Origin of the sequence: Pseudomonas sp. PAMC 25886, assembly GCF_000242655.1 — a bacterium.
In the GTDB taxonomy this organism is placed as follows: Bacteria; Pseudomonadota; Gammaproteobacteria; order Pseudomonadales; family Pseudomonadaceae; genus Aquipseudomonas.
In genome coordinates, this window is record NZ_AHHC01000066.1 from 87,574 (window position 1) to 106,996 (window position 19,423).

15 protein-coding genes, 2 tRNA genes and 2 rRNA genes are annotated in these 19,423 nt (G+C 57.5%); 16 read left to right on the forward strand and 3 right to left on the reverse strand.

From position 1 onward, the window contains the following. Positions 1 to 134: 134 nt before the first annotated feature. Genes MUM_RS0122640 through MUM_RS0122650 form a run of 3 tightly spaced genes read left to right on the forward strand, consistent with a single transcriptional unit; the run spans position 135 to position 2,814 of the window. Positions 135 to 1,013, forward strand: a complete 879-nt coding sequence (locus tag MUM_RS0122640) for a heme/hemin ABC transporter substrate-binding protein (protein WP_010174409.1) — start codon at positions 135 to 137, stop codon at positions 1,011 to 1,013. Between the two features lie 50 nt (positions 1,014 to 1,063). Then, the gene (locus MUM_RS0122645) at positions 1,064 to 2,047 is read left to right on the forward strand and encodes a FecCD family ABC transporter permease (protein WP_177325012.1); all 984 of its coding nucleotides are present in this window, start codon (positions 1,064 to 1,066) and stop codon (positions 2,045 to 2,047) included. After that, entirely contained in the window at positions 2,047 to 2,814 is a 768-nt protein-coding gene (locus MUM_RS0122650) for a heme ABC transporter ATP-binding protein (RefSeq protein WP_010174412.1), read from the forward strand. Before MUM_RS0122645 ends, MUM_RS0122650 begins: the two co-directional genes overlap by 1 nt. A 247-nt stretch (positions 2,815 to 3,061) precedes the next feature. Here the strand turns inward: MUM_RS0122650 and MUM_RS0122655 are convergent, their stop codons facing one another. The 3 genes from MUM_RS0122655 to MUM_RS0122665 form a co-directional block, all read right to left on the reverse strand. Then, a complete protein-coding gene (locus tag MUM_RS0122655) occupies positions 3,062 to 3,334 on the reverse strand; it encodes a TfoX/Sxy family protein (protein ID WP_010174414.1) in 273 nt (90 codons plus the stop codon). Between the two features lie 200 nt (positions 3,335 to 3,534). Then, entirely contained in the window at positions 3,535 to 3,879 is a 345-nt protein-coding gene (locus tag MUM_RS0122660; protein ID WP_010174417.1) for a pentapeptide repeat-containing protein, read from the reverse strand. Positions 3,880 to 3,973: 94 nt separating this feature from the next. Continuing rightward, positions 3,974 to 5,530 carry a bifunctional aminoglycoside phosphotransferase/ATP-binding protein gene (locus tag MUM_RS0122665; RefSeq protein WP_010174419.1) on the reverse strand — a complete coding sequence of 519 codons (1,557 nt, stop codon included), beginning with the start codon at positions 5,528 to 5,530 and terminating at the stop codon, positions 3,974 to 3,976. Between the two features lie 118 nt (positions 5,531 to 5,648). On the opposite strand from MUM_RS0122665, the gene mrcB reads away from it, so the two are divergent. From mrcB to MUM_RS0122730, 13 genes are all read left to right on the forward strand, one after another. After that, a complete protein-coding gene (mrcB, locus tag MUM_RS0122670) occupies positions 5,649 to 7,973 on the forward strand; it encodes a penicillin-binding protein 1B (protein ID WP_010174421.1) in 2,325 nt (774 codons plus the stop codon). Positions 7,974 to 7,989: 16 nt separating this feature from the next. Continuing rightward, the gene (locus tag MUM_RS0122675) at positions 7,990 to 8,730 is read left to right on the forward strand and encodes a tetratricopeptide repeat protein (RefSeq protein WP_010174422.1); all 741 of its coding nucleotides are present in this window, start codon (positions 7,990 to 7,992) and stop codon (positions 8,728 to 8,730) included. Next, complete coding sequence (locus tag MUM_RS0122680; protein WP_010174425.1) at positions 8,730 to 9,059, forward strand: YqcC family protein; 330 nt, start codon at positions 8,730 to 8,732, stop codon at positions 9,057 to 9,059. Before MUM_RS0122675 ends, MUM_RS0122680 begins: the two co-directional genes overlap by 1 nt. 431 nt (positions 9,060 to 9,490) lie before the next feature. Further along, positions 9,491 to 11,215: an acetolactate synthase 3 large subunit gene (locus MUM_RS0122685; protein ID WP_010174427.1), complete on the forward strand. Its 1,725-nt coding sequence runs from the start codon at positions 9,491 to 9,493 to the stop codon at positions 11,213 to 11,215. A 2-nt stretch (positions 11,216 to 11,217) separates the two neighbouring features. Further along, positions 11,218 to 11,709: an acetolactate synthase small subunit gene (gene ilvN, locus MUM_RS0122690; RefSeq protein WP_003176102.1), complete on the forward strand. Its 492-nt coding sequence runs from the start codon at positions 11,218 to 11,220 to the stop codon at positions 11,707 to 11,709. A 50-nt stretch (positions 11,710 to 11,759) separates the two neighbouring features. Beyond that, positions 11,760 to 12,776, forward strand: a complete 1,017-nt coding sequence (ilvC, locus tag MUM_RS0122695; RefSeq protein WP_003212125.1) for a ketol-acid reductoisomerase — start codon at positions 11,760 to 11,762, stop codon at positions 12,774 to 12,776. Positions 12,777 to 12,920: 144 nt separating this feature from the next. Next, complete coding sequence (gene pssA / locus MUM_RS0122700) at positions 12,921 to 13,778, forward strand: CDP-diacylglycerol--serine O-phosphatidyltransferase (RefSeq protein WP_003212123.1); 858 nt, start codon at positions 12,921 to 12,923, stop codon at positions 13,776 to 13,778. A 64-nt stretch (positions 13,779 to 13,842) separates the two neighbouring features. Further along, positions 13,843 to 14,856, forward strand: a complete 1,014-nt coding sequence (gene msrP / locus MUM_RS0122705; RefSeq protein ID WP_010174439.1) for a protein-methionine-sulfoxide reductase catalytic subunit MsrP — start codon at positions 13,843 to 13,845, stop codon at positions 14,854 to 14,856. After that, positions 14,856 to 15,476 carry a protein-methionine-sulfoxide reductase heme-binding subunit MsrQ gene (gene msrQ, locus MUM_RS0122710; protein WP_010174441.1) on the forward strand — a complete coding sequence of 207 codons (621 nt, stop codon included), beginning with the start codon at positions 14,856 to 14,858 and terminating at the stop codon, positions 15,474 to 15,476. Before msrP ends, msrQ begins: the two co-directional genes overlap by 1 nt. A 544-nt stretch (positions 15,477 to 16,020) precedes the next feature. Next, a 16S ribosomal RNA gene (locus tag MUM_RS0122715) occupies positions 16,021 to 17,559 on the forward strand. An 83-nt stretch (positions 17,560 to 17,642) separates the two neighbouring features. Further along, positions 17,643 to 17,719 (forward strand) — tRNA-Ile (locus MUM_RS0122720). A 30-nt stretch (positions 17,720 to 17,749) separates the two neighbouring features. Beyond that, a tRNA-Ala gene (locus tag MUM_RS0122725) sits at positions 17,750 to 17,825 on the forward strand. A 246-nt stretch (positions 17,826 to 18,071) separates the two neighbouring features. Then, positions 18,072 to 19,423 (forward strand): 23S ribosomal RNA (locus MUM_RS0122730); the annotation flags it as partial.

Genomic DNA, 19,423 nt, shown 5'->3' on the forward strand with positions numbered 1-19,423 from the left:
CGTGCAAATGCAAACAATTATCAAATGCCGGCTTCGCCCATAAGCTGACTGGGCGCTCTGTACGATGTCGGGCAGCCTGGATCTGTCACATTGCGAGTGTTTCAGCGGGCCCACCCTTGGAAGGAAACCCTTTTATGCGCCTGAGTGCCAGTGCTATTGCGCTCGTTGTCGGACTGCTGGTCAGCGCTGGGGCCCAGGCCTCTGAACTGCCACAACGCTGGGTCAGCGCTGGTGGTGCGTTGTCGGAATGGGTGACGGCCCTGGGCGGTGAGTCAAAGTTGGTGGGCGTGGATACCACCAGTCAGCATCCTGAATCCCTCAAGGCGTTGCCGAGCATCGGTTATCAGCGTCAGTTATCGGCGGAAGGCATTCTCAGCCTGCGCCCGCAAATCCTGGTGGGCACCGAGGAAATGGGCCCGCCGCCGGTTCTGGCGCAAATCCGCAATGCCGGTGTGAAAGTGGAGCTGTTTTCGGCCGAGCCGGACCTGCCGACCCTGCAAGGCAACCTTCAGCATTTGGGCAAATTGCTGGGCAGTGAGGCCAAGGCTGCGGAGCTGTTTAGCGACTATCAGCAACAGTTGGATCAACAAAAGACCTGGGTGACCAAGGCCCAGGCGACTCAAAAGGCGCCTGGCGTGCTGTTGTTGCTGGGGCATGCAGGTGGCAAGCCGCTGATTGCGGGTAAAGACACGGCGGCTGACTGGATGCTGCAACAGGCCGGCGGCCATAACCTTGCGACCCACAGTGGTTACAAACCGTTTTCCGTGGAGTCCCTGGCGGGGCTCAATCCTGAAGTGTTGGTGTTTGCCGACCGTGCGCTGACGGGCGATGCGGCCCGCGCGGCGCTGTTCAAGGAGAACCCGATCCTGGCGTCAACGCCGGCGGCCAAGAACGGTCGCGTCTATGAGCTGGACCCCACCTTGCTGGTCGGCGGGCTTGGGCCGCGCCTGCCGCAAAGCCTGGTCAAGCTGTCTGCCGGGTTCTATCCGTCCCAGGCTAAAACCGCCCCATGACCACTCTGGTTAAACCGCGCACCCTGTTTATTGGCTTGAGCCTGTTGTGTGTGCTGGCGATCTGGCTGTCACTGGCCTTGGGGCCGGTCAGCCTGCCGCTGATGGACACACTACGGGCAGCCTTACGCTTGCTGGGTGTGCCGATCGAGGCTCAGGGACTGGAGCAGGCGGAGCTGATTCTCGGGCAGATTCGCCTGCCCCGCACGCTGTTGGGCCTGGCAGTGGGAGGCGTGTTGGCGCTTTCGGGCGTGGCCATGCAGGGGCTGTTTCGCAACCCCTTGGCCGACCCCGGCCTGGTCGGGGTTTCCAGTGGTGCGGCGCTGGGCGCGGCGATTGCGATTGTCGGCGGATCATTCTTTGGAGGTTTGCCGGATGCCTTCGGGCCTTACTTGTTGTCGCTGTGCGCCTTTCTCGGCGGCCTGGGAGTGACGGCGCTGGTCTATCGCCTGGGGCGGCGCAACGGCCAAACCAATGTCGCGACCATGCTGCTGGCCGGTATTGCCCTGACGGCCCTCGCCAGTTCGGCGGTGGGCCTGTTCACCTACCTGGCAGACGACGCCACCTTGCGCACCCTGACGTTCTGGAACCTGGGCAGCCTGAATGGCGCCAGTTATTCGCGCTTATGGCCGCTGCTGCTGGTGAGCGCCGCCGTCGCCCTGTGGCTGCCGCGCCGGGCCAAGGCGCTGAATGCGCTGCTGCTGGGCGAGTCGGAAGCGAGCCACTTGGGCATTGATGTTGAGGGTCTCAAGCGCGAACTGGTGTTCTGCACCGCGCTGGGTGTGGGCGCCGCCGTGGCGGCGGCGGGGATGATCGGCTTTGTCGGGCTGGTGGTGCCGCATCTGGTCCGCCTGTTGGCGGGGCCTGATCATCGGGTATTGCTGCCGGCTTCCGTGCTGGCGGGGGCGAGTTTGCTGTTGTTTGCCGATCTGGTGGCACGCCTGGCCTTGGCGCCGGCCGAGTTGCCGATCGGCATTGTTACCGCGTTTATCGGTGCGCCGTTTTTTCTCTACCTGTTATTGCGAGGGCGCGCCTGATGCTGCGAGTAGAAGAGCTGCAGATTCGCCGAGGGCGCAAAACCGTATTGGCGGACGTCACCCTGGATCTGCTGCCGGGTGAAGTGCTCGGTGTATTGGGTCCCAACGGTGCGGGAAAAAGTACCTTGCTCGGTGCGTTATGCGGCGAGCTGCAGCCTGATCAGGGTCGTGTGTGGCTGGATCAGCGCGAGTTGAAGGACTGGGGCGGCGCACAACGTGCCCAGCGCCTGGCGGTCCTGCCGCAGACCTCGACCCTGGATTTTGCCTTTCGTGTCGAAGAGGTTGTCGGCATGGGCCGCTTGCCCCATCAAACCGGCCGTGTGCGTGACGACGAAATCACCGACGCCGCCCTGCAGGCCGCCGATGTCGGACACCTGAGCGGGCGCAGCTACCTGGCGTTGTCGGGCGGCGAGCGCCAGCGCGTGCACCTGGCGCGGGTGCTGGCGCAGCTGTGGCCGGGGGAAGCAGGGCAGACCCTGTTGCTGGATGAGCCGACGTCGATGCTTGATCCGCTGCACCAGCACACCACGTTGCAAGCGATACGCACCTTTGCCGACCGTGGCGCGGCAGTGCTGGTGATCCTTCACGACCTGAACCTGGCGGCGCGCTACTGTGATCGCATTCTGTTGCTGGAGGATGGGCGACCCCATGCGCTGGATACACCTGCGCAGGTCTTGCGTCCGGAGCCGCTCAAGGCAGTGTTCGGGCTGGATGTGTTGGTGCAGCCGCATCCGGAGCGCGGGCATCCGTTGATCATTGCACGCTGAAAATCACCGCTTTTTTACGGGCAAAAAAAGACCCGGCAAGAGCCGGGTCAAATAACCGTGATTAGCCTGATGAGGAGATAATCTGAGAGTCCGAACCAATGGTCTTTCAGTTATCGGCTGATCTCGCGATCAGTTGTGATAATCATAACGATTCTCATTTGAGAGTCAACATTTGTTTTTGCGGGCTTTTTGAATTTCCTCAAACATGTGTTCGGAATCCCCGGAAACGCGGGGGGAAATTGCCGTCTCAATTCTTTTGGCGAGCGGAAAGAGCGTCCAGCTGACGGTTCAATGCCTCCTTGCGCTCAACGGGAATGTCATTCCAGTGCACATCCATCAGTGCGCCTTCAATCGCATACAGCAGCACTTTGGATGCCCTGAAGCCACGGGTGCGTACAGCACGGTAAGCGTCGACTGCCCCCAGGCGGCGTAGATCAGAGGCGCTGTGGATGCCCACCGCATGCAGCCATTGCGCCGATGTCTTGCCAAGGTTTTTCAGGTGTTGCAACTCATCATTCATCAAGCCTCCTTGCGACGGCCGAATGGTTCGGTGGGTATCGTGACCAGGCAAGCCTGAAAGGAGTGTAGCGCTCAGTAGGAAAAGCGTAGTTCTTTGGTCGGCAACGACCTAAAAGCTTCTAAGGCGGGCGTGGATTTTGGCGTAGGAAAGGGTAATGCCCCCGGTACACCTTGCGCGTAGCCGGGGGCAGATGCAGCGACTTACCGTGTGCGATAGCGCAAACGTGTGCCGAAGTTGACGGACATCAGAATCTCGTCGGCGCTCAACTCGGGCGGGAAGTAAGCGCCGGAGATCTGTGCGTGCGCCAGGCTCGCACCTTCCAGCGGGCACCCACGCAAATCCAGGCCGCGCAAGTCGGCGGAGCGGAAATAAGCGTCGGTAAAGTCCACACCTTCGGCATTCAGGTCGCGCAGGTCCAGGCCGCGGAAGTCGCCGCCACGCATATCGATAACGCCGCCTTTAGGGCGCTCCTGGTTGAAGCCGCGGATGTCATCTTTATGCAGAAGCGCGTAAAGCGGGGTATCAAGTAGCTTCGGCTGGCTCACAATGGCGACTCCCGTGTTGGAATTATGACGCCATTATAGTGCCACTATTGCTTGATCGTGAGCCCCGGAAGGCTACACGACCAAGAAATATTTCTTACAGGCCCGGCAAGCGCTGGCGAATATGTGCCACCAGTGCGTCCAGGGTCCCGCTTTCGTTGGTCTCCACGCGCTTGCTAAGCAGCAGCTCTTCGGCGCTGAGTGGGTCACGGGTGGCCTGTTGCTCTTCGATGATGGTCAGGGTGGCGTCGGATGGATCGTTCTTGTCCGCCTGACGTTGTGCCAACCACGCGGCGATAACGGCCTGTGGCGCATTGCAATCGAGGATCAGGAACGGCGCGCCGGTGGCCTCGGCGATTTTGGCCGCAGCATCGCGTTGCTCGCGCTTGAGGAAGGTGGCATCCAGTACCACCGGGAAACCGGCGCGCAGTACAGTGTCGGCGATTTCGTTCAAGCGCGCGTAGGTCGCGGCGCTGGCATCTGCTGCGTAGATTCCGGCCTGCGGGGTGTTCTCGACCTTCTGCTCACCGAACAAGCGCTTGCGCTCTACGTCCGACCGCAGGCGAATTGCCCCCAGTGCTTCTACCACGCGCATGGACACATGGCTTTTGCCGACGGCCGATACGCCGTGGGTGATGGCCAGGAAGCGCGACGGGATGGTGCTGTAGCTTTCCGCCAGGTTGGCGTAGTTGCGGTATTGGCGCAGGGTGGTCGCGCGCTGCACTGCGTCCGCTTCGGAAGGCATGCTGAACAGGGCGACCTTGGCGCGTACCAGCGCGCGATAGGCTTTGTAGAAGTTCAGCACCTCCAGGCCCTGATAGTCGCCGGTCAGCTCCAGGTACTGGCTGATGAAACGTCGCGCCAGGCTCTTGAGGCCACGGTCTTCCAGGTCCATCGCCAGAAAGCCGGTGTCGGCATACACGTCGGTAAAACGGAACGGTTCGTTGAACTCGATGCAGTCGAAGATCACCACGTGGCCATCAATCATCGTGGCGTTGCCCAAGTGGATATCACCGTGGCATTCGCGAGTGAAGCCATTGAGCTTGCGTTGTTCGAACAATGGTTTCAGGCGCTCGAAGCTGCTTTCGGCCCAGGCCTGCAGGGCTTCCAGTTGTGCCAGGTCGGCCTTGTCGCTGAGGAACGGGCGAATCTGCTCGAAGTTCTGCAGCACCGGTGCCATGACATCGTGCGGTGTGCCGGCGGAGTGGGTGGCAGGCACTTTGGGGGCATTCAGGTGAAAGTGCGCAATCTGCCTGGCCATTTCGTCGATGTGCGCGCTGGTCAGCTCGCCGTTGGCTTGCAGGGTGCTAAGCAGCTGGCTTTGCGGGAACTGGCGCATCTTCAGCACATAGTCGAGCACCGGGCCGTCGCCGCCCACTTGCGGTGCTTCGGCACTGCCGGTGATTGGCAACACTTCCAGATACAAATCGTCGGTCAGACGCTGGTTGAGGCGAAGCTCTTCATTGCAGAAGTGGCCGCGGGCTTCCAGGGAGGTGAAATCGAGGAAGCCGAAATTGACCGGTTTCTTCATTTTATAGGCGTAGTCACCCGTGAGCAGAACCCAGGAAATATGGGTTTCGATGACTTGGAACTTATCCACAGGATGGGGAAACAGGGCCGGGTTTTGTAGGGCTGCAATCAGGGACTGGCTCACGGGCGATCCTTCAGAGTCTGGGAAAATTCATGGCGGGCATTATGGCTCCTACAAGCGGTCGTGCAAACCGCTGTCCGGCTCATGTTGGTCATCAATAAAGTGCGTATAATCCGCCGCCATGACTCGTACCCGATCTCCCCGTTCCCGTAAAAAACCTCCTTCCCGCGGCCTGCGCCCATGGCTGGGCTGGGCGCTTAAGCTCAGTCTGGTAGGGCTTGTAGTGATCGCCGGCTTCGCGGTTTACCTCGATGCTGTGGTCCAGGAGAAGTTCTCTGGCAAGCGCTGGACCATTCCGGCCAAGGTCTATGCACGCCCGCTGGAGCTGTTCACCGGCCAGAAGCTGAGCAAGGATGACTTCCTCACCGAGCTCGATGCCCTGGGCTATCGCCGCGAGGCCGTGAGCAATGGCCCCGGCGCCGCAGCCGTTACCGGCAACACCGTCGACTTGAACACCCGCGGCTTCCAGTTCTATGAAGGCCTGGAAAAACCCCAGCCGGTCCGCGTGCGTTTCTCTGGCGACTATGTGGCCGAACTGTCCTCGCTCAACGGCTCGAAACTGCCGGTGGTGCGCCTGGAGCCCTTATTGATCGGTGGGATTTATCCTAAAAACCTGGAAGACCGCATTCTGATCAAGCTCGATCAAGTGCCGCCTTACCTGCTGGATACCCTGATCGCAGTGGAAGACCGGGACTACTACAGCCACTGGGGTGTATCGCCCAAATCCATCGCGCGTGCCATTTGGGTGAACACCTCTGGCGGCAAGATGACCCAGGGCGGCAGTACGCTGACGCAACAATTGGTCAAGAACTTCTACCTGACCAACGAACGCAGCCTGACCCGTAAACTCACCGAAGCCATGATGGCGATGCTGCTGGAGTTGCATTACAGCAAGCAGGAAATTCTTGAGGCCTACCTCAACGAAGTGTTCGTCGGCCAGGACGGTCAGCGTGCCGTGCACGGTTTCGGTCTGGCCAGCCAGTTCTTCTTCGGCCAGCCGTTGTCCGAGCTGAAGTTGCATCAGGTAGCGTTGCTGGTGGGCATGGTCAAGGGGCCTTCCTACTACAATCCGCGCCGTAACCCGGAGCGTGCGCTGGAGCGGCGCAACCTGGTGCTCGACGTGCTTGAACAGCAAGGTGTCGCCACCCCTGAGCAAGTGGCTGCCGCGAAGAAAATGCCACTGGGTGTAACCACCCGTGGCAAGCTTGCCGACAGTTCCTTCCCCGGCTTTATCGACCTGGTCAAACGCCAGTTGCGTGACGACTACCGCGACGAAGATTTGACCGAAGAGGGCCTGCGAATCTTCACCAGTTTCGACCCGATCCTGCAGATGAAAGCCGAAGCCTCGGTCAATGACACCTTCAAACGCCTGGCGGGCCGTAAAGGCGCTGATGACGTCGAGGCGGCGATGGTGGTGACCAATCCGGAAACCGGTGAAGTCCAGGCCATGATCGGCAGCCGGCAGGCCAGCTTTGCCGGGTTCAACCGGGCGCTGGACGCGGTGCGGCCGATTGGCTCGCTGGTCAAGCCGGCGGTGTACCTGACCGCGCTGGAAAAACCGAGCAAGTACACCCTGACCAGTTGGCTGTCCGATGACCCATTGTCGGTCAAAGGTGCCGATGGCCAGATGTGGACGCCGCATAACTTTGATCGTCGTTCCCACGGTACGATTTTCCTGTACCAGGGGTTGGCGCATTCCTACAACATTTCGACTTCCCGCCTCGGCCTTGAGCTGGGTGTGCCGAATGTCCTCAAGACGCTCGCCCGGTTGGGCATCACTCGCGAGTTCCCGGCGTTCCCGTCGATGCTGCTGGGCGCTGGCGCGATGAGCCCGATGGAAGTGGCCACCATGTACCAGACCCTGGCCAACGGTGGTTTCAATACACCGATGCGCGGGATCCGTAGCGTATTGACGGCTGAGGGCGAACCCCTCAAGCGTTATCCGTTCCAGATTCAGCAACGCTTTGACCCGGCCTCGATCTATCTGATCCAGAACGCCATGCAGCGCGTGATGCGTGAGGGTACCGGGCGCTCGGCCTACAACGTGCTGCCGGCCAACCTGACGCTGGCAGGCAAGAGCGGCACCAGTAACGATTCCCGCGACAGCTGGTTCGCCGGTTTCAGTCAGGACCTGCTGGCGGTGGTTTGGCTGGGGCGTGATGACAACGGCAAGACACCATTCACCGGTGCCACCGGCGCGTTGCAGGTATGGACCAGTTTCATGAAGAAGGCCGATCCACTGCCGCTGAACATGCCGCAGCCGGACAATATCGTTCAGGCCTGGATTGATCCGCATACGGGGCAGGGCTCCGATGCCAACTGTCCGGGCGCGGTGCAGATGCCGTATATTCGCGGCAGCGAACCACCTCCCGGTGCAGCGTGCGGCGCCAGTGCGCCTGCCAGCGCTGAATCGGTGATGGATTGGGTCAAGGGCTGGATGAATTAAGCAAAGAGGGTTTCACGTGAACAAGTTGTTGATTCCAGCTATTACAGTTTTGGCTTTGCTCGGTGGTTGCGCCAGTGTGGAGCGGGGTTCTATCCCGGTGGTGGATTCCAGTACAACGGTGTCCAACAACGACCGGATCTCGGCCAACGGCGGCTTCCGTCAAACCGTCACCAACCGTCCAACTCAGGCCCGCGCTCAGGCGCAGGCCGTGCCTCAGGATTCGGGTGTAGTGGTAATGATCCCGGGCGGTGGTGCGGCCACCTCCGCACCGATCAGTACTCAGCCATGGACTCCAGGCCCAAGCACCTCGGGTCCGATCGACACCACGCCGGTTCAAGCGGCACCGATCAACCAGGGCACCTACAACATGCCGTCGACACCAAGCGGGATTCCGTCTGCCAGCAGCGCTGGTGGCTTGTCGGCCGATGAGCAGCTGGATGGCCCGGTGCTGGCCTTGCTGACTACCGCTCAGCAGCAGCAGTCTGGCGGCGACTTGAACGGTGCATCGTCGAGCCTTGAGCGCGCCCAGCGTGTGGCGCCTCGTGAGCCGCAAGTGCTTTACCGCCTGGCTCAGGTTCGCATGGCCCAGGGCGATGCCCCGCAAGCTGAGCAATTTGCACGTCGCGGCCTGACCCTGGCCAATGGCCGTCCTGATCTGCAGGCCAGCCTGTGGAGCCTGATCGGTGATGCCCGTGAGAAACAGGGCGATGCCGCCGGTGCTGCCCAGGCTCGGCAAAAAGCCAAGGTAAGCCTCTGATGGATGCACGCTTTCCGGCGATTGCCGAACAGTTATTGTTGATCGAGCGCGAACTGCGCATGCAGGGCTGGTGGGACGAAGTGTCCCCCAGCGCTGAAGCCTTGAGCAGCGTTGAACCCTTTTCCGTCGACACCCTGGACTTTCACCAGTGGCTGCAATGGATATTCCTGACAAGGATGAAGCAAATCCTTGAGCAGGACCTGCCGCTGCCCAATGCGTCGGGGATTCTGGAGATGGCCGAGATGGTATACGCCGATCGGCCGCTTGAGAGTCTCGGCCTGCGGACTGCGCTGAAAAAGTTCGATCAACTGATCGTCGACGCTCGTTAATTGCCTGGCTGCCGGTTTTTTCGGCAGTCTTGCGCATATTTCTACCGCTTTGCGCCATTCAGGCGAGTTTTATCCCTCCTCAAGCCCCTTTCTTCTACGTTCTCATGCGCTTAGTTGGAAAAAAGCGCAATTATTGCTTGACTTGGAGAGGCTGAAACAGAAGAATCCAAAGTCCGCTGTAGAGGGACTGCCAGAAGCAGACCCACTCAGCAGATCATGAGGCGCACACCCGCGCCGACCTGTTACACCCGCAACGCGTTACCTCGCGCTGGGTGGGAAAATCCCGCAACACTTGGGACGCTCCCAATACTTGCTCAGTCAGTGCTGACGTAGTCGGCGACCACCGTCGCTCATGCTCTGCTGAGAAGTAAACCTATTAAGACCCGTCGGTTTTTAACGGACGGTATTCTGGCGTTTTAGAGGTGAACAACGTGGAGCTTTTATCTGGCGGTGAGATGCTCGTCCGCTTTTTGCGTGACGAAGGCGTCGACTATATCTACGGGTACCCAGGTGGTGCTCTGCTGCATGTCTACGACGCACTGTTCAAGGAACCGGCTGTTACCCACATCCTGGTTCGCCACGAACAGGCTGCTACCCATATGGCTGACGGTTACGCCCGTGCCACCGGTAAAGCCGGTGTGGTACTGGTGACTTCCGGCCCTGGCGCGACCAATGCCATCACCGGCATCGCGACGGCTTATATGGACTCCATTCCGATGGTGATCATTTCTGGCCAGGTGGCAAGCACCATGGTCGGTACCGATGCATTCCAGGAAACCGACATGATCGGTATCTCCCGGCCGATCGTGAAACACAGCTTCATGATCAAGCATGCCTCGGAAATCCCGGAAGTCATGAAGAAGGCGTTCTACCTCGCACAGTCCGGTCGCCCGGGCCCTGTCGTGGTCGATATCCCGAAAGACATGACCAACCCGGCTGAGAAATTCGAATACGTCTTCCCGAAGAAAGCCAAGCTGCGTTCCTACAGCCCGGCCGTTCGCGGGCACTCGGGGCAAATCCGCAAGGCGGCAGAAATGCTGTTGGCGGCCAAGCGCCCGGTGCTCTACTCGGGTGGTGGGGTGATTCTGGGCGGCGGTTCCGCACCGTTGACCGAACTGGCCAAGATGCTCAACCTGCCGGTAACCAACACCTTGATGGGCCTCGGCGCGTTCCCGGGTTCGGATCGTCAGTTCGTCGGCATGCTCGGCATGCACGGCAGCTACACCGCCAACCTGGCCATGCACCACGCTGACGTGATCCTCGCCGTCGGTGCGCGGTTCGATGACCGGGTGATCAACGGCGCGAGCAAATTCTGCCCGAATGCCAAGATCATCCACATCGATATCGACCCGGCATCCATCTCCAAGACCATCAAGGCCGACGTGCCTATCGTAGGTCCGGTGGAAAGCGTGTTGACCGAAATGGTCGCTGCGCTCAAGGAAATCGGCGAAGCCCCGAACAAGGACTCCGTTGCCAGTTGGTGGAAGCAGATCGACGAGTGGCGCGGTGACCGCGGCCTGTTCCCTTACGACAAGGGCGACGGCAGCGTCATCAAGCCGCAAACCGTGATCGAAACCCTGTGCGAAGTGACCAAGGGCGACGCCTTTGTGACCTCCGACGTGGGCCAGCACCAGATGTTCGCGGCGCAGTACTACAAGTTCGACAAGCCTAACCGCTGGATCAACTCCGGTGGCCTGGGCACGATGGGCTTTGGTTTCCCTGCGGCGATGGGTGTGAAGCTGAGCTTCCCGGATACCGACGTTGCGTGCGTCACCGGCGAAGGCAGTATCCAGATGAACATCCAGGAGCTGTCGACGTGCCTGCAATATGGTTTGCCGGTGAAGATCGTCTGCCTGAACAACGGTGTACTGGGCATGGTTCGCCAGTGGCAGGACATGAGCTACGGTAGCCGTCACTCGCACTCCTACATGGAATCTCTGCCCGATTTCGTCAAGTTGGTTGAAGCCTATGGCCATGTCGGCATGCGCATCACCGATTTGAAGGATTTGAAGCCGATGATGGAAGAGGCGTTCGCCATGAAGGACCGCCTGGTGTTCCTCGATATTCAGGTCGACACCAGCGAGCACGTCTACCCGATGCAGATCAAAGACGGTTCCATGCGCGATATGTGGCTGAACAAGACGGAGCGGACCTAATCATGCGGCACATTATCTCCCTGCTTCTGGAGAACGAACCGGGTGCTCTGTCACGTGTGGTCGGTCTGTTTTCGCAACGCAACTACAACATCGAAAGCCTGACCGTGGCGCCAACCGAAGACCCGACCCTGTCGCGCCTGACGTTGACCACCGTTGGCCATGATGAGGTGATCGAGCAGATCACCAAAAACCTCAACAAGCTGATCGAAGTGGTCAAGCTGGTCGACTTGTCGGAAAGTGCCCACATCGAGCGTGAGCTGATGCTGGTAAAAGTGAAGGCTACGGGTGCACAACGGGCCGAGATCAAGCGCACTACCGACATTTATCGCGGGCAGATCGTCGATGTGAGCGCCAGCGTTTATACCGTTCAATTGACCGGTACAAGCGACAAGCTGGACAGCTTCATCCAGTCGATCGGGACGGCCTCGATTCTGGAAACTGTACGCAGTGGCGTCACCGGGATTGCTCGTGGCGACAAAGTACTCAGCATCTAACTCAAATTTAGCGAATGGCCTTAAACGGCCTGGATATATAGAGGAACCTCATGAAAGTTTATTACGATAAAGATTGTGACCTGTCGATCATCCAGGGCAAAAAAGTCGCCATCATCGGCTACGGTTCCCAGGGCCACGCTCAAGCGTGCAACCTGAAAGATTCCGGCGTTGACGTGACTGTTGGCCTGCGCAAAGGCTCGGCCACTGTTGCCAAGGCTGAAGCTCACGGTCTGAAAGTAACTGACGTGGCTTCCGCTGTTGCTGCTGCCGACCTGGTCATGATCCTGACCCCGGACGAGTTCCAGTCCGCGCTGTACAAGAACGAAATCGAGCCGAACATCAAGAAGGGCGCCACCCTGGCCTTCTCCCACGGCTTCGCGATCCACTACAACCAGGTTGTGCCACGCGCTGACCTCGACGTGATCATGATCGCGCCGAAAGCACCGGGCCACACCGTGCGTTCCGAGTTCGTCAAAGGCGGCGGTATTCCTGACCTGATCGCGATCTACCAGGACGCCTCGGGCAACGCCAAAAACGTTGCGCTGTCCTACGCTGCCGGCGTTGGCGGCGGTCGTACCGGCATCATCGAAACCACCTTCAAGGACGAGACTGAAACCGACCTGTTCGGCGAACAAGCCGTACTGTGCGGCGGTACCGTTGAGCTGGTTAAGGCTGGTTTCGAAACTCTGGTTGAAGCTGGCTACGCGCCAGAAATGGCCTACTTCGAATGCTTGCACGAACTGAAGCTGATCGTTGACCTCATGTACGAAGGCGGTATCGCCAACATGAACTACTCGATCTCCAACAACGCCGAATACGGCGAGTACGTGACTGGCCCGGAAGTGATCAACGCCGAGTCCCGTCAGGCCATGCGCAACGCCCTGAAACGTATTCAGGACGGCGAGTACGCCAAAATGTTCATCAGCGAAGGCGCAACCGGCTACCCTTCGATGACCGCCAAGCGTCGTAACAACGCCGCTCACGGTATCGAGATCATCGGCGAGCAACTGCGCTCCATGATGCCGTGGATCGGTGCCAACAAGATCGTCGACAAAGCCAAAAACTAAGTCGTACGTATCAAGGGAAAACGCGGCCTAGGCCGCGTTTTTTCGTTTGCGGGGCAGGTTCTGGTATAAAGCTGCATCGTTTGCGGGCGAACACTCGCCGCAAGTTTCTGTCGAAATTTTTCACACCGTTGCAAGGTAAAGTCCATGAGCGAACGTCCCGAAGAGCCAAACCAGGCCTCTGACGCCGAAAGCCTGCTGCCGATCGATGAACATGTCGAAGAAGGGCATGATGCTGAAGGCCGTAAAGTCCGGCATCGTGGTATCTACCTCCTGCCCAATTTGTTCACCACAGCGAACCTGTTCGCAGGGTTCTATTCCATCATCAACTCGATGAGTGCCCAGAGCGCGCTGGCGGCCGGCGATGCTGCCGGGGCGAGCAAGTATTTTGGTTTTGCCGCGATTGCGATTTTTGTCGCCATGGTCCTTGATGGCCTGGACGGACGGGTTGCGCGCATGACCAACACCCAGAGTGCCTTCGGCGCCGAATATGACTCGCTGTCGGACATGGTGGCCTTTGGTGTGGCGCCGGCGTTGCTCGCATTTGCGTGGGCGCTGGGAGATATGGGCAAGGTCGGCTGGATGGTTGCCTTCATCTATGTGGCGGGTGCGGCATTGCGCCTGGCACGTTTCAATACCCAGGTGGGGACTGCTGACAAGCGTTACTTCATTGGCCTGGCCAGCCCGGCTGCGGCTGGGGTAGTGGCCGGTATTGTCTGGGCGTTCAGTGACTACGGCATCCAGGGCTCCAAGATGTCGTTCCTGGTGGCCTTGATGGTCGCGGCGGCCGGCATGCTGATGGTCAGCAACATCAAGTACAACAGCTTCAAGGAGCTGGACCTCAAGGGGCGTGTACCGTTTGTGGCTATCCTGGCAGTGGTGCTGGTGTTCGCCGTGGTCTTCAGCGACCCGCCGCGAATCCTGCTGCTGGCGTTCCTCGTCTATGCCGCGTCAGGCCCTGTGCAGTATTTGCTGCATCTTCGGCAGCGCAAAACGTTGCCTTAATGTAATTTCCCCCATACTCCGCAGTCTATTGGTGCATCTGTTCTCCAAAAGCTGCGGAGTTGCCATGTTAATCAAGTTCCCCAAAGCGTCTGATTGCAAAGAATCGGACGTTACGCCTGAATCCCTCTATTTCTCTCGCCGCAGCTTGCTTGGCGGTGCGCTTGCCGGCATGGCTGCCAGCAGTCTGCCGCGTTGGGCTAGTGCGGATGATGCTGCGCGTTATGCGGATGTCGAGCCGGGCAAGGCGCCCGGATGGTTTGCCGAAAAGTTGCCGGGTACGAAATGGCAGGCGGTAACCGTCAAGGATGAGGCGATCACTCCATTCAAGGACGCGACTCACTACAACAACTTCTACGAGTTTGGGACGGACAAGGGCGACCCGGCGGCCAATGCCGGGTCTCTGAAGACTGAGCCGTGGAGTGTGGTGATTGATGGTGAGGTTGCCAAACCAGGGCGCTATGCGCTTGAAGACTTCATGAAGCCCTATCAGCTGGAGGAGCGAATCTATCGTCTGCGCTGTGTGGAGGCGTGGTCGATGGTCATTCCCTGGATAGGTTTCCCTATTTCTGAATTGCTCAAGCACGTTGAGCCAACATCCAATGCCAAGTACATCCGTTTCGAAACGCTGCAAGATCCCAAGAGCATGCCGGGGCAGCGGTCCAACTTCGCCTTGATCGACTGGCCTTATGTCGAAGGGCTGCGACTGGATGAAGCGATGAATCCCTTGGCGATCCTGGCTGTGGGGATGTATGGCCGGGAGCTGCCAAACCAGAATGGCGCCCCGCTGCGGTTGGTGGTGCCGTGGAAATATGGGTTCAAGAGCGTCAAGTCGATCGTGCGCATCAGTCTTGTCAGCGAGCAGCCTAAAACCACCTGGCAAAGCATTGCCGCGAGTGAGTATGGGTTTTATGCGAACGTGAATCCTACCGTCGACCATCCGCGCTGGACCCAGGCACGCGAGCGGCGCCTGCCTAGTGGTTTGTTCAGTCCCAATGTACGTGAGACGCAAATGTTCAACGGCTACTCCGATGAAGTCGCCTCTCTCTATACGGGCCTTGATCTGCGGAAGAACTATTGATGCGCTACCCGATCTGGCGCGTTGGCGTCTTTATAGCAGCGGCGGTGTGGCCGCTGTTCTGGTTGTACGAGGCCTGGAGCTTTGCGCTGGGGCCTGACCCGGGCAAAGTGCTGATGGATCGGCTGGGACTTGGCACCTTGATTCTGTTGTTGATCACCCTGGGCATGACGCCGCTGCAGAAACTCAGTGGTTGGGCGGGGTGGATCGCTGTGCGACGGCAGTTGGGGTTGTGGTGTTTCGCGTATGTGGTTTTGCATCTTGCGGCTTACTGTGTGTTCATCCTTGGGTTGGACTGGTCGCAATTGGGTGTCGAGCTGCGTAAGCGGCCCTACATTATAGTGGGGGCCCTGGGGTTCCTTTCTTTATTGGTACTGGCGGTAACCTCCAATCGATACAGTCAGCGACGCCTTGGTTCGCGCTGGAAGAAGCTGCATCGCTTGGTTTACGTGATCCTCGGGCTTGGTTTGCTGCATATGTTGTGGATCGTGCGGGCTGATCTGAAGGAGTGGGCTATCTATGCATCTATAGGGGCGCTGCTTCTGGTGCTGCGTGTATCGCCTGTGATGCGCCGAATTCCTCGTCTTATTGCTAAAAAACCATCTTCTGCAACAAAAGCGTAATTAACCCTTGACGGCAGATTCTGGAAGTCTATAATTCGCCCCACTTCCGGCGCAGTCGAAACGGAAAACTCCTTGGTAAACAAAGAGTTATGTAGGTTTCGACAGCGAGTTACTTCAGATCATCGAAGCCCAGAAGGAGTTGATAGAGCGGTGTAGTTTGGCTCTGTTAACGGTTCGATCTTCTCGGTCGAAAGCGGAGAAAAAGAGGTGTTGACAGCAGCGTGTAACGCTGTAGAATTCGCCTCCCGCTAACGAGAGATCGGAAGCGCAAGTGGTTGAAGTTACAAAGGAAACTTTGAAAACTTCTGAAAATAATCACTTGACAGCAAATGAGGCTGCTGTAGAATGCGCGCCTCGGTTGAGACGAAAGATCTTAACCAACCGCTCTTTAACAACTGAATCAAGCAATTCGTGTGGGTGCTTGTGGAGTCAGACTGATAGTCAGCAAGATTATCAGCATCACAAGTTACTCCGCGAGAAATCAAAGATGTAACCAACGATTGCTGAGCCAAGTTTAGGGTTTCTTAAAAACCCAAAGATGTTTGAACTGAAGAGTTTGATCATGGCTCAGATTGAACGCTGGCGGCAGGCCTAACACATGCAAGTCGAGCGGTAGAGAGAAGCTTGCTTCTCTTGAGAGCGGCGGACGGGTGAGTAATGCCTAGGAATCTGCCTGGTAGTGGGGGATAACGTCCGGAAACGGACGCTAATACCGCATACGTCCTACGGGAGAAAGCAGGGGACCTTCGGGCCTTGCGCTATCAGATGAGCCTAGGTCGGATTAGCTAGTTGGTGGGGTAATGGCTCACCAAGGCGACGATCCGTAACTGGTCTGAGAGGATGATCAGTCACACTGGAACTGAGACACGGTCCAGACTCCTACGGGAGGCAGCAGTGGGGAATATTGGACAATGGGCGAAAGCCTGATCCAGCCATGCCGCGTGTGTGAAGAAGGTCTTCGGATTGTAAAGCACTTTAAGTTGGGAGGAAGGGCAGTAAATTAATACTTTGCTGTTTTGACGTTACCGACAGAATAAGCACCGGCTAACTCTGTGCCAGCAGCCGCGGTAATACAGAGGGTGCAAGCGTTAATCGGAATTACTGGGCGTAAAGCGCGCGTAGGTGGTTCGTTAAGTTGGATGTGAAATCCCCGGGCTCAACCTGGGAACTGCATTCAAAACTGACGAGCTAGAGTATGGTAGAGGGTGGTGGAATTTCCTGTGTAGCGGTGAAATGCGTAGATATAGGAAGGAACACCAGTGGCGAAGGCGACCACCTGGACTGACTACTGACACTGAGGTGCGAAAGCGTGGGGAGCAAACAGGATTAGATACCCTGGTAGTCCACGCCGTAAACGATGTCAACTAGCCGTTGGGAGCCTTGAGCTCTTAGTGGCGCAGCTAACGCATTAAGTTGACCGCCTGGGGAGTACGGCCGCAAGGTTAAAACTCAAATGAATTGACGGGGGCCCGCACAAGCGGTGGAGCATGTGGTTTAATTCGAAGCAACGCGAAGAACCTTACCAGGCCTTGACATCCAATGAACTTTCTAGAGATAGATTGGTGCCTTCGGGAACATTGAGACAGGTGCTGCATGGCTGTCGTCAGCTCGTGTCGTGAGATGTTGGGTTAAGTCCCGTAACGAGCGCAACCCTTGTCCTTAGTTACCAGCACGTAATGGTGGGCACTCTAAGGAGACTGCCGGTGACAAACCGGAGGAAGGTGGGGATGACGTCAAGTCATCATGGCCCTTACGGCCTGGGCTACACACGTGCTACAATGGTCGGTACAGAGGGTTGCCAAGCCGCGAGGTGGAGCTAATCCCAGAAAACCGATCGTAGTCCGGATCGCAGTCTGCAACTCGACTGCGTGAAGTCGGAATCGCTAGTAATCGCGAATCAGAAGGCACACAGGGGATAGGTTCCCGGGCCTTGTACACACCGCCCGTCACACCATGGGAGTGGGTTGCACCAGAAGTAGCTAGTCTAACCTTCGGGAGGACGGTTACCACGGTGTGATTCATGACTGGGGTGAAGTCGTAACAAGGTAGCCGTAGGGGAACCTGCGGCTGGATCACCTCCTTAATCGACGACATCAGCTGCTCCATAAGTTCCCACACGAATTGCTTGATTCATTGAAGAAGACGATAAAGAAGCAGCCCGAAATTGGGTCTGTAGCTCAGTTGGTTAGAGCGCACCCCTGATAAGGGTGAGGTCGGCAGTTCGAATCTGCCCAGACCCACCAATTTTGTGTGGGAAACGCCTGTAGAAATACGGGGCCATAGCTCAGCTGGGAGAGCGCCTGCCTTGCACGCAGGAGGTCAACGGTTCGATCCCGTTTGGCTCCACCACTAACTGCTTCTGTCTTGAAAGCTTAGAAATGAGCATTCCATCATTGTGATGGTGAATGTTGATTTCTAGTCTTTGATTAGATCGTTCTTTAAAAATTTGGGTATGTGATAGAAAGATAGACTGAACGTTACTTTCACTGGTAACGGATCAGGCTAAGGTAAAATTTGTGAGTTCTCTTAGTTGAGAAATTCGAATTTTCGGCGAATGTCGTCTTCACAGTATAACCAGATTGCTTGGGGTTATATGGTCAAGTGAAGAAGCGCATACGGTGGATGCCTTGGCAGTCAGAGGCGATGAAAGACGTGGTAGCCTGCGAAAAGCTTCGGGGACTCGGCAAACAGACTTTGATCCGGAGATGTCTGAATGGGGGAACCCAGCCATCATAAGATGGTTACCTTACACTGAATACATAGGTGTATGGAGCGAACCAGGGGAACTGAAACATCTAAGTACCCTGAGGAAAAGAAATCAACCGAGATTCCCTTAGTAGTGGCGAGCGAACGGGGACTAGCCCTTAAGTGGCTTTGAGATTAGCGGAACGCTCTGGAAAGTGCGGCCATAGTGGGTGATAGCCCTGTACGCGAAAATCTCTTAGTCATGAAATCGAGTAGGACGGAGCACGAGAAACTTTGTCTGAATATGGGGGGACCATCCTCCAAGGCTAAATACTACTGACTGACCGATAGTGAACTAGTACCGTGAGGGAAAGGCGAAGAGAACCCCGGAGAGGGGAGTGAAATAGATCCTGAAACCCGTATGCGTACAAGCAGTGGGAGCAGACTTGTTCTGTGACTGCGTACCTTTTGTATAATGGGTCAGCGACTTATTTTCAGTGGCGAGCTTAACCGAATAGGGGAGGCGTAGCGAAAGCGAGTCTTAATAGGGCGTCTAGTCGCTGGGAATAGACCCGAAACCGGGCGATCTATCCATGGGCAGGTTGAAGGTTGGGTAACACTAACTGGAGGACCGAACCGACTACCGTTGAAAAGTTAGCGGATGACCTGTGGATCGGAGTGAAAGGCTAATCAAGCTCGGAGATAGCTGGTTCTCCTCGAAAGCTATTTAGGTAGCGCCTCATGTATCACTGTAGGGGGTAGAGCACTGTTTCGGCTAGGGGGTCATCCCGCTTAACCAAACCGATGCAAACTCCGAATACCTACAACGTGCCGAGCATGGGAGACACACGGCGGGTGCTAACGTCCGTCGTGAAAAGGGAAACAACCCAGACCGTCAGCTAAGGTCCCAAAGTTATGGTTAAGTGGGAAACGATGTGGGAAGGCTTAGACAGCTAGGAGGTTGGCTTAGAAGCAGCCACCCTTTAAAGAAAGCGTAATAGCTCACTAGTCGAGTCGGCCTGCGCGGAAGATGTAACGGGGCTCAAACCATACACCGAAGCTACGGGTATCACCTTCGGGTGATGCGGTAGAGGAGCGTTCTGTAAGCCTGTGAAGGTGAGTTGAGAAGCTTGCTGGAGGTATCAGAAGTGCGAATGCTGACATGAGTAACGATAATGGGTGTGAAAAACACCCACGCCGAAAGACCAAGGTTTCCTGCGCAACGTTAATCGACGCAGGGTTAGTCGGTCCCTAAGGCGAGG